Origin of the sequence: Streptomyces sp. NPDC058401, from assembly GCF_042722885.1 — a bacterium.
Taxonomy (GTDB): domain Bacteria; phylum Actinomycetota; class Actinomycetes; order Streptomycetales; family Streptomycetaceae; genus Streptomyces.
On record NZ_JBHXKA010000213.1, the window covers coordinates 1 to 8,665 of the forward strand.

The following is an 8,665-nucleotide window of genomic DNA, read 5'->3' on the forward strand; positions in this document are numbered from 1 at the left end:
CGCCCGTGAGTGGGCACGGCTTGCGTGCGCTCCCCTTGCACGAGGAGATCCCTTCATGAGCACCACCCCGGTCCTGGAAGTCGCCCCTCGGCGGTCGGTGCACGCAGCCGCCCGCACAGCCGTCGGCCTCCCGCATTCGGCGCTCGACGCGACGCTGGACGCCGCCTACGAGACGCACCGCCGTTTCCGGCACGGTGCGTTCGCCGAGCCCTGCCCGACCTGCCACGTCTCTGCGGGCGAACTCTGCCTGGCGCGACGCAGTGTGCACACCGCCCGCAGGCTGGCACACCGCTCCCGGGGAGTACGGAGCAACCGGGGTTTCCCTCCTGTCACAGCAGGATGACCCACTCAACGTGTGGAGAGCGGGCCGCCCTAGGCCCACCGGCCGAGTGCGACCTCCGTTTAGCCCGCGCGAGTGGGGTAGGAGGGCCGCATGACAGACCGACGTCGCAACGCCCTGCGGTTCTCCGCCGTCCTGCCCCTTCCCCCGCCCTCGCTCTGCCCCCGCCTCCTGACGGAGGCCCTTGACCTCGTTTCACGGCGTGTACGGCCCGGCCGCCGCACCGCAGGGACCACAGCCGTCTGCGCGGCTGCTTCCGGGTGCCGGCTGCGCCCCGGCCCGCAGGATGAGTCCGGAGGGGGCGCCTCGGTCCGGCCCCTCCGCCGGAGTCCCGTACCGGGTCTCACGGACCCTCACCAGCGCGCCGAAGAGGTGATCGAGTCCCGTACGGCCGGCCCCGACGACCTGGCCTCGCTCCGCGAGATGCTGGGCCTCCGGCCGGCCAAGGAGTCGCACGAGAACCGAGCCCGTACCGAAGGCGACCGGGACCACCCCGGGCCGCAGTAGCGGGCGGCGGAGGTCCAGACGCCCGGGCTGTTCAACTCGCGCTGTTCAGCGAGCCAGGAACTCGTCGAGGAGCCTGTCGAGGTCGAGGAACTCCTCCCCGGCGGCGACAGCGGCGTAGGTCTCGTTCAGGAAGCCCCTCAGCCCGGGGGCATCGACGAAGACGACGGCATTGTCCTGCCGGTCGGCGATCCGGCCGATCAGGTCGACGCGGAGTTCGTCGCGGCCGGACCCCTGAGCGGGGCGGAATGCGACGTCGCCCTCCCCCACCGGACGGTGGAGCCCCTCGGACAGCATCTGCCGGTCGAAGTGCCACCGTGCCAGGACCTTGTCACCGTCCAGGAACTCCGCCTGCACCACGTACGGGTCACCGCCGTCATACGAGAAGCGGGCAAGGAACTGCACGTGGCCCGTCGCCGTCTCGACGCGCACAACGATCAGAGCGGATACGCAGGACATGGACAGGCCTCCAAGATGAGTTGCACGGCTACGCGCGTGTGCCCCGCTCCGCCCCCACCACACTGGACCGGCCGGGGGAACCGCGAGACAAAGGGGGGCCGCAGACCTCCGCCGCAGGCGGTGCGCCTGCGGCGGAGCGACGGGGCGACGGGGCGACGGGGCAACGGGGCAACGGGGCGACGGGGGCGGGTCGTACGGGCTCAAACGGTCGGAACGCGGAGCTTTCCGGGCCGGCGGAGCGGGTCAGGCCCCTTCGCCGAGGACCGCACGGATCAATTCCCGCTGGTCGTCGGTCAGGCCCGCCTCGTCGAGGTCGACGGCCTGGCCGTCGATCGTGATCCGGTAGTGGAAGGCGTCCGCGACCGGCCGCACGGCGCGCCGCGCGAGGCCCTCCCATTCCGCGGCATCCCGCCGGACGGAGGTGTCGATCTTCCGCATCTTGTCCACGCCGGTGAAACCCCCGGAGCGACTGACAGTGATCAGCATGGCCGTTCTCCTTCGGATGTCGGAGCTGTCGGTGTACTCGCCTGCCCCCGATCGGGCGCCGCTCCCCCGCCGGGCCCGCGCCTCGAGGTCAACGGCTCGAACTCGCCGATGCCTGGCCGACAGTTGCTCATTCACCCGTGTCAGAGTTCGGCGCGCGTGGCGGACTGGGCGGCCCGTACGGCGACGTTGGCCGCGTCCTTGACGAGCGGCGCCGCCGGACCTTCACCGCCGGTCAGGGTCCAGCCGCAGAGGGCTGCCCAGGCCAGCGCGGCCGCGGCCGCCTTGGCGCGCTCGGTCCGGTGGGGCAGGAACGTACCAAAGAGCAGTGCGTCCCCCGCGTCGATGGCGACCCGGCACAGGACCGCCGTGCGCAGCGCGCTGCCCGCGGGGACCGCGACCATGGCCGCGCCGACGACGGCGTCGCGGACGCCGAGGGCGCGGATCAGCAGTGCCGAGGAGCCCTGTTCCGCCAAGCCGCAGGGGCGGGCCAGCACCTTGGGCCGGCAGGCGACGGCCACTCCGTACCCGAGGGTGGCCACACCCATCACCCGTGCCGCTGTGGTGCGCATCAGCGATCACTCCGTTTCATTGGTTCTGGCTCACTGGTTCTGACTCACTGGGTCCGGCTCATTGGATCTGGCTCACTGGGTCCGGCTCATTGGGTCCGGCCGGCCGACGGCTTCGGGTCGTGCGGGCGATCCTGCTCTTCGCGGCCGATGCCCGGGCGCTGCCGCTTGGCCTCGTGTCCGCCGGCATCCGTTTCGCCGTCGCCCCCGTCGGGACGCCGGACGACGGCTTCGTCGGCCTGCCGGCGGGCCTCGCGGTCGCCGCTCTCCCCCTCGGCCTCCGACGGGGTGGTGCGAGGGTGGCGCCGGGAATGTTCGTGTGCCGTCATCTCGTCCTCCTTCGGTGGTGCGGTCCTCCGGCGCCTACCCCGTGCCGTCGCCCTCAGACGCTTCTCGATGGCCGCCCGTACCGTGAACGGGGAACGCAGGTCCCCCGGTAGCCGAGAAGCCTTCGGTTCGGGCGGGACCGGGCCGGGCCGGGCCGGGCCGGGCCGCCGGCGAAGGCGTACGCGGCGGCTCAGCGCCGACCGGGCCCCCGGCGCCCGGGCCCGGGCCTCTGTGGCCCGGGGGGCGGGGGATTCGGGTCCCGGCGGCGGGCGGTCAGGCGGGAGGACTCGATCTCCGCCCAGACGACCTTGCCCGCGCCGGCGGGGTAGCAGCCCCACCGGTCGGAGAGCCGACGCACGAGGTGCAGGCCGTGGCCGCCGGGGACGCCGGGCCGGCGTACCGCTCCGGGGCACGGCAGCTCCGTCACGCCGTCGAGCACCTCGATCCGCAGGGTCTCGCCGGCGGTCAGTACGAGCTCTTCGCAGCCGTGTGCGTGCAGGGCGGCGTTGGTGACCAGCTCGGAGACGACGAGCAACGCGTCCTCGGCACTCTCCCGCCCGTCCCACCCCCAGTCCCGCAGGGCCCGGCGGGTGAAGTCACGCCCCTTGCCGACCGCGCCCCGGACACTGCGCAGGGCGAGCCGGCGCCGCTGGCCCATGACCGGGCCGCCCGAGCACACGCCCGAGCCCGAGCCCGCGTCCACGCCCGAGCCCGCGCCCACGTGCCGAGGATCACCCTCTGCCTCTCCCGTCGGCTTCACTGCCGCTTCACCCCGACCGTTGACTCCATAGACATAGACCTGACCCACCGTGTTCGTCGGGACCGGACCGGCCGTCCCTCGGCCGTCTTCCCCGGTCCGCGTATGCCCGGCCTGATCGCCCGGACACGTGGACGCCGTCCCGGCGGTGGCGGCCGGTGGATTCCCCGTCGGGAGGGTTCTACCGTGAAAGCAGCACCTGGAGCCGCCATGCCCGTTACCTCGCCCCCGGCCCACCCGTCACTCCCGTCCCGCTCACCGCATCCGCCGCCGGTGAGATGACCGGGTCCGGTACGCCCCGTCGGCTGTCGCCCCTCGGGCGGATACGCAGGGCCGGCCGCCGCGCGCGGGCCGGACGACGCTGGGCCCGCGTCCGGGACGTCGACCTGTGGCAACGCTCCCTCGGGTTCGCGGCGCTCGGATTCCTGACCCTGGTACCGCTGCTCATCGTCGTGTCGGCGGCGGACACGCGCAGCGGGCAGGGGTTCGCGCAGTGGCTGGGGGACGGGCTCGGCGTGTCGCCGGCCGCCAGGGCCGAGATCGAGCGGCTCTTCGCCCTGCCGGGCCAGGCCTGGCGGACCACGACGGCCTTCGGCCTCGCACTGCTCGCCGTGTTCGGCCTGTCCTTCGGCACGATGCTGCAGAGCGGCTACGAACGGGTCTGGGACCTGCCTCCGTCCCGCTGGTGGGCCCGGTGGCGTCACGTGCTGTGGCTCGGCGTGCTGGTGGGGGTGCTCTTCCTCTCGGCGATCGCCCCGCCGTGGCGCGAGTCCCCCGTCCGCGGCTTCGTCACGGTGGTGATCGGCATCCTGTTCTTCTGGTGGTCCCAGCGCCTGCTGCTCGGCGGCCGCATCCCCTGGGCCGCTCTGCTCCCCGGGGCGGTGACCACCATGCTCGGGCTGCTCGGGCTGCGGGTCTTCTCCCGGCTCGTCTTCTCTCCGCTGATCGCGTCCAGCGCCGTCACCTACGGCCCCTTCGGGACCGTCCTCGTCATCCAGACCTGGCTCGTCGGCATCGGCGTGGTCGTGTTCGGCGGCGCGCTCGTCGGCCGGCTCCTCCACGACGAGCTGCTGCGCCGGCCGCCTCCGGTGGAACCCGGCGGGTGAGGCGGGGGCCGGGGGCCCAGGTCGTCTCTCTCGGATCCTGCCGGGCCCGACAAGATCCGGAGGAGACGGCCTAGGATGGTGCCCTGACCTGCGGGGTGCAGGTCTGGGGGCGGGCGGGTCCGGCCCCCGGATGCGTGTGGGAGGGAAGACGGTTGAATCGGTTCGCCCGGCTTGCCACCCGCGTGCTCTCCGTTCCGCTGGGACTCGTATGCCTGGAGCCGGCCGGTGAGGCCGCCGGTGTGCTCCCCGAGTGCTGGCCTGCCGAGACGAGCCCCGACCGGGCCGTACTGGAGTGCTGCCGCCGGGTCGCGGAGGACGGGCGGCCCCGGTTCCTGTCGAGTGCCGGTGACGGCACCGCGGCCTTCTCCTTCGCCGGTGTCCCCCTGGTGGGGAGTTCCGGCGAGCTCCTCGGCGTCCTCGCCGTCGTGGACCCCCATCTCCGGGTCTGGAGCGAGGACGAGGTACAGGACCTCTCTGATCTGGCCGCCGCGTGCAGCGCCCAGGCCCGGATGCGGGTGCGCTCCGAGATCGGGCGTCAGGCCCGCGAAGCGGCCGAGGAGGAGGCCTCCCGGGTGCACGAGCTGCTCAACCGTTCGGAGCTGCTCCTACGGGCCTCCGAGGACCTCGCCGACACCCGCGGCCTGGACGACGTACGCCAACGGGTCGGAGACCTGGTCAGCGGGGACCTCAAGCCCGCCCGGGTCGATCTGCTCCTGGTCCGGCAGGGGATGCTCCACCGGGTGCCGAGTCCCGTCGATGGTGACGCGTCCCCCGGAGACCTTCCCGAGCAGTTCGCCCTCGGCTCGCACTGGCCGGTCGCGCGGGCGGTGCGCGAGAACCGGATGGTGGTGGTCACCGGGCCGCATGCGGACTCCGACGCCCCCTCCGGCACCTCGGCGAGCACCCTGGCGTGCCCGGGATTCGACGCCCTGAACCTGCACGCCGCGGCCTGCCTGCCGCTGCGCGGCACGCACGGCATGCTCGGCGCCCTCGTCCTGGGGTGGGACGCCCCGCACGAGATCGGCTTGAACGAACGGGCGATGCTGACCACGATCGCCGGCTACACCGCCCAGGCGGTCGAGCGCGCGATCCACCTCGATGACCGCGTGACGGCGGCCAGCCAGCTCCAGCGGGCCATGCTCACCGACCTCCCCGACGCACCCGGCCTGGAACTGGCCGCCTTGTACCGGCCCGCGGCACGGGACGACATGGTCGGCGGAGACTGGTACGACGCCTATCCCCTGCCCCGCGTACCGGGCAGCGGCGTCGCGGGAGCGCTCGCGCTCACGGTCGGCGACATCACCGGACACGACATGCGGGCCGCCGCCCTCATGGGACAGGTCCGCAGCATGCTGCGCCAGGCGGACCACGACCACCCCGGCGAGGGGCCGGAAGAGGCCCTCGGCGCCCTCGAACGGGCCTGTCGGCGCCTGGACCTGCCGGCCAGCGGCACCGCCGTCCACGCCCACGTCCGCCCGGTGGCGGACGGTCACTGGCACCTGAAGTGGAGCAACGCCGGCCATCCCGCCCCGCTCCTGCTCACCCCGGACGGCACGGTGGAAAGCCTCACCGAGCACGACGTCCTGCTGCACCACGCCCTGCCGCCCGGGCCCCGCACCTGCGGAACCCGTGTGCTTCCCCCGGGCAGCACGCTGCTGCTGTACACCGACGGGCTGATCGAGGAACGCGGCACCGACATCGACGAGAACCTCGAACGGCTCGCCCGCGAGCTCGCCGCGGCCCCGCCGGGGATCCGGCTGCACGCGTTGCTGCGCTCGCTCCTGGACACCATCGGGCCGCAGGAGGCCCAGGACGACACCGTCCTGTTCGCGGTGCGCGTCCCCGGTCCCTGAAGGCCCTGAAGGCCCTGAAGGCCTTGAAGGATCACCCGGGTACGGGCCGGGCCGTGACTCCGGCAGCCGGTTCCTGACCGGCCCCGGTGGCCAGTACGCGTACTTCCGACCCCTCGCTGATCTCCGCCTGGATGATGCCCGTGGAGTCCTCGTAGACCGGGTTGCCGCCTGGACCCTTCCGGTCCGTGGCGATCACCCGGACGACATCCGGGCCGCCCTCGGCCATGCCGGGGAACACCAGCTCGTAGGCGCGCCGTGCCTCGTCCTCCGGCTGGTCCGCGACCGGATCGGTGTGTCCCATCACCCACTCCCCTCTGCGCCGGTGCCGGCGCGGGACAGTCGTAATGAGTCCTTCCGTCTCATCCTCCCCCCGCGGGCCCGATGGTGCCGGTCGTGGCGGCCGGCGCTGCTCGGCCGCCGCTGCCGCCGACGGCGTCATCCCCGTACGATCGCGCGCACGTTCTCCACGCTGCCGCAGTCGGCGGCGAGCTGCCGCTCCCGCTCCTTGAGGAACGCCGCCCCGAGCTCGGCGCGCCGCTCGTCCGGGACGTTCTCCCTGGTGTCGTTGAGGATGGTCCGCTCCTCCTCGTCGAGGTGGTGGGTCACCGCTTTGACCAGGTCCTCCAGACGCTCGTCCCATGCGTCGGAACCCACCTCGGCCACCTCCAGCAGGGCGAGCAGCGCCTCGTTGCCCTCGGCGTGCTCCTTCGTCCCGTGCTCGACCTCCGCGTTGTCCACGTCCTTGAACCGCTTCAGCGCGCCGTACACCTCGGATTCCTCCGCCTCGCCGTGCGCGACGAGGAGCGCGGAGAACTTCGCGAGGGCGTCCGCCCGGTCCGCCTCCACACTGCGCATGCGGCGGAACAGGTCCTCCATGGTGCGGTGGTCCTTGAGGATCACGGCGACGACGTCCTGGGTCTCCTGCTTGTCCGCGGCCATGCCACGTCCTTCCGCTCAGCCCGTTATCGGGGGTTTCGGTACGCAGGGCGCCTGCTCAAAGGTGCGCGGTTGAAACCCGGAACCCCGGACCGCACCCGTTCGTTTGGGCGCCGGCCGACGGGGCAGCCGCGCCGACAGACACGATGAGCCCCCGGACGAAGGCAGAAGATGTCAACCAATGTGCTGATAGCCGTCATCGTCGTGGCAGCGGTCGTCATGCTCGCGCTCGCGGCCCTGCTGTGGGCGCCGGCCGCCCGACGACGCCACCTGCGTGAACGGTTCGGGCCGGAGTACGACCGCACCGTAGAGGAACAGGGCGACAAACGGGCCGCCGAGCGGGACCTGCGCGAACGTGAGCAGCGGCACGACCGGCTCGGCATCAAGGAGCTCGCCCCCGATCGTCGGCAGCAGTACGCGGACGAGTGGACCGGCGTGCAGCGGCAGTTCGTGGACGGGCCCGAAAAATCCGTGACGGAAGCCGACGAGCTGGTGACCCGGGTGATGGGTGAGCTCGGCTATCCCACCGAGGGGTACGAGGAGCAGGTGCGCGATCTCTCGGTGCGGCACGGCCGCACGCTGGAGGAATACCGGGCCGCGCACGCGGTGAAGACGCGCAGCGATGCGGGACAGGCGACGACGACAGAGGAGCTGCGCGAAGCGATGGTCCATTACCGCGCCCTGTTCGAAGACCTGCTCGCCGACCAGAGGAGCCGATGACATGCCGAACCTGAACCAGGACCAGAACCACGACGACACCGCGGGGCGGGCACCGGATCGCGTCCTGACCTCGGAAGATCTCGCACACCCCGCGCCGGCGGACGGCAGCGAAGGGGCGCACGGAGCCGGTCGGGAAGCGGTGCCCGTTCCGCGGGATGTAACGCAGCAGAACGTACCCAAGGACCTGTCGAAGGACCTGCCGAAGGACCTGCCGAAGGACGTACCGAAGGACGTACGGGAATCCCAGCCTGCGGAGGCGGTAGCCGCACCCCGGACCGAGGGGGAACCGCTGATGGGAACCGCCGGGGCCGAGCGCTATCGCGCGCGGTGGGGCGAGATCCAGGGCCGGTTCGTGGACGATCCGCAGGAGGCGGTCCGGGCGGCGGACACCCTGATGGCGGAGGTCATACAGACGTTCGCCGACACCCTTTCCGAACACCGGAGCGGGCTGGGGAAGCAATGGGACCGCGGCGAGCAGCAGGTGGCCACCGAGGATCTGCGGCAGACCCTCCAGGCCTACCGCTCGCAGGTCAACCGGCTCCTCGACATCTGAGTTCAGCCACATGCCGCATGCCACGTCCCCCAACCCGGGTCCGGGTTGGGGGACGTGG

Annotated in this window: 13 protein-coding genes; 6 read left to right on the forward strand and 7 right to left on the reverse strand. The window is 72.5% G+C overall.

Translation table 11 applies throughout. From position 1 onward, the window contains the following. Positions 1-55: 55 nt before the first annotated feature. On the forward strand, positions 56-343 hold the full coding sequence (locus ACFWNV_RS38065) for a hypothetical protein (protein WP_383956412.1): 288 nt from the start codon (positions 56-58) through the stop codon (positions 341-343). A 90-nt stretch (positions 344-433) separates the two neighbouring features. Beyond that, positions 434-847 carry a hypothetical protein gene (locus ACFWNV_RS38070; RefSeq protein ID WP_383956415.1) on the forward strand — a complete coding sequence of 138 codons (414 nt, stop codon included), beginning with the start codon at positions 434-436 and terminating at the stop codon, positions 845-847. A 45-nt stretch (positions 848-892) separates the two neighbouring features. Here ACFWNV_RS38070 and ACFWNV_RS38075 read toward each other — a convergent pair whose 3' ends face one another. The 5 genes from ACFWNV_RS38075 to ACFWNV_RS38095 form a co-directional block, all read right to left on the reverse strand. Next, positions 893-1,303 (reverse strand): SsgA family sporulation/cell division regulator, encoded by a 411-nt coding sequence (locus ACFWNV_RS38075; RefSeq protein WP_383956417.1) that lies wholly within the window; start codon positions 1,301-1,303, stop codon positions 893-895. A 243-nt stretch (positions 1,304-1,546) separates the two neighbouring features. Continuing rightward, complete coding sequence (locus ACFWNV_RS38080; RefSeq protein ID WP_383956420.1) at positions 1,547-1,789, reverse strand: protealysin inhibitor emfourin; 243 nt, start codon at positions 1,787-1,789, stop codon at positions 1,547-1,549. 140 nt (positions 1,790-1,929) lie between these two features. Then, positions 1,930-2,358: a hypothetical protein gene (locus ACFWNV_RS38085; RefSeq protein WP_383956423.1), complete on the reverse strand. Its 429-nt coding sequence runs from the start codon at positions 2,356-2,358 to the stop codon at positions 1,930-1,932. Between the two features lie 86 nt (positions 2,359-2,444). After that, positions 2,445-2,684, reverse strand: a complete 240-nt coding sequence (locus ACFWNV_RS38090; RefSeq protein WP_383956426.1) for a hypothetical protein — start codon at positions 2,682-2,684, stop codon at positions 2,445-2,447. A 188-nt stretch (positions 2,685-2,872) separates the two neighbouring features. Continuing rightward, positions 2,873-3,403, reverse strand: a complete 531-nt coding sequence (locus ACFWNV_RS38095) for an ATP-binding protein (protein ID WP_383956429.1) — start codon at positions 3,401-3,403, stop codon at positions 2,873-2,875. A 314-nt stretch (positions 3,404-3,717) separates the two neighbouring features. On the opposite strand from ACFWNV_RS38095, the gene ACFWNV_RS38100 reads away from it, so the two are divergent. Together ACFWNV_RS38100 and ACFWNV_RS38105 are read left to right on the forward strand one after the other, a co-directional pair. Beyond that, complete coding sequence (locus ACFWNV_RS38100) at positions 3,718-4,545, forward strand: ribonuclease BN (protein ID WP_383956432.1); 828 nt, start codon at positions 3,718-3,720, stop codon at positions 4,543-4,545. Positions 4,546-4,697: 152 nt separating this feature from the next. Next, positions 4,698-6,398 carry a SpoIIE family protein phosphatase gene (locus ACFWNV_RS38105; RefSeq protein ID WP_383956434.1) on the forward strand — a complete coding sequence of 567 codons (1,701 nt, stop codon included), beginning with the start codon at positions 4,698-4,700 and terminating at the stop codon, positions 6,396-6,398. 31 nt (positions 6,399-6,429) lie between these two features. Here the strand turns inward: ACFWNV_RS38105 and ACFWNV_RS38110 are convergent, their stop codons facing one another. Then, positions 6,430-6,699, reverse strand: a complete 270-nt coding sequence (locus ACFWNV_RS38110) for a DUF6296 family protein (protein ID WP_383956437.1) — start codon at positions 6,697-6,699, stop codon at positions 6,430-6,432. A gap of 134 nt (positions 6,700-6,833) precedes the next feature. Continuing rightward, a complete protein-coding gene (locus ACFWNV_RS38115; protein WP_383956440.1) occupies positions 6,834-7,337 on the reverse strand; it encodes a hemerythrin domain-containing protein in 504 nt (167 codons plus the stop codon). 168 nt (positions 7,338-7,505) lie between these two features. Between ACFWNV_RS38115 and ACFWNV_RS38120 the strand changes: the two genes are divergently transcribed. Continuing rightward, positions 7,506-8,054, forward strand: coding sequence for a hypothetical protein (locus ACFWNV_RS38120; RefSeq protein WP_383956442.1), 549 nt, complete (start codon positions 7,506-7,508; stop codon positions 8,052-8,054). A 1-nt stretch (position 8,055) separates the two neighbouring features. Further along, on the forward strand, positions 8,056-8,607 hold the full coding sequence (locus ACFWNV_RS38125) for a hypothetical protein (protein WP_383956445.1): 552 nt from the start codon (positions 8,056-8,058) through the stop codon (positions 8,605-8,607). Positions 8,608-8,665: the final 58 nt, after the last annotated feature.

Coding starts and splice junctions, on each gene's coding strand:
- ACFWNV_RS38065 (WP_383956412.1), top strand. CDS start 56: ATGAGCACCACCCCGGTCCTGGAAGTCGCCCCTCGGCGGTCGGTGCAC.
- ACFWNV_RS38070 (WP_383956415.1), top strand. CDS start 434: ATGACAGACCGACGTCGCAACGCCCTGCGGTTCTCCGCCGTCCTGCCC.
- ACFWNV_RS38075 (WP_383956417.1), bottom strand. CDS start 1,303: ATGTCCTGCGTATCCGCTCTGATCGTTGTGCGCGTCGAGACGGCGACG.
- ACFWNV_RS38080 (WP_383956420.1), bottom strand. CDS start 1,789: ATGCTGATCACTGTCAGTCGCTCCGGGGGTTTCACCGGCGTGGACAAG.
- ACFWNV_RS38085 (WP_383956423.1), bottom strand. CDS start 2,358: ATGCGCACCACAGCGGCACGGGTGATGGGTGTGGCCACCCTCGGGTAC.
- ACFWNV_RS38090 (WP_383956426.1), bottom strand. CDS start 2,684: ATGACGGCACACGAACATTCCCGGCGCCACCCTCGCACCACCCCGTCG.
- ACFWNV_RS38100 (WP_383956432.1), top strand. CDS start 3,718: ATGACCGGGTCCGGTACGCCCCGTCGGCTGTCGCCCCTCGGGCGGATA.
- ACFWNV_RS38110 (WP_383956437.1), bottom strand. CDS start 6,699: ATGGGACACACCGATCCGGTCGCGGACCAGCCGGAGGACGAGGCACGG.
- ACFWNV_RS38115 (WP_383956440.1), bottom strand. CDS start 7,337: ATGGCCGCGGACAAGCAGGAGACCCAGGACGTCGTCGCCGTGATCCTC.
- ACFWNV_RS38120 (WP_383956442.1), top strand. CDS start 7,506: ATGTCAACCAATGTGCTGATAGCCGTCATCGTCGTGGCAGCGGTCGTC.
- ACFWNV_RS38125 (WP_383956445.1), top strand. CDS start 8,056: ATGCCGAACCTGAACCAGGACCAGAACCACGACGACACCGCGGGGCGG.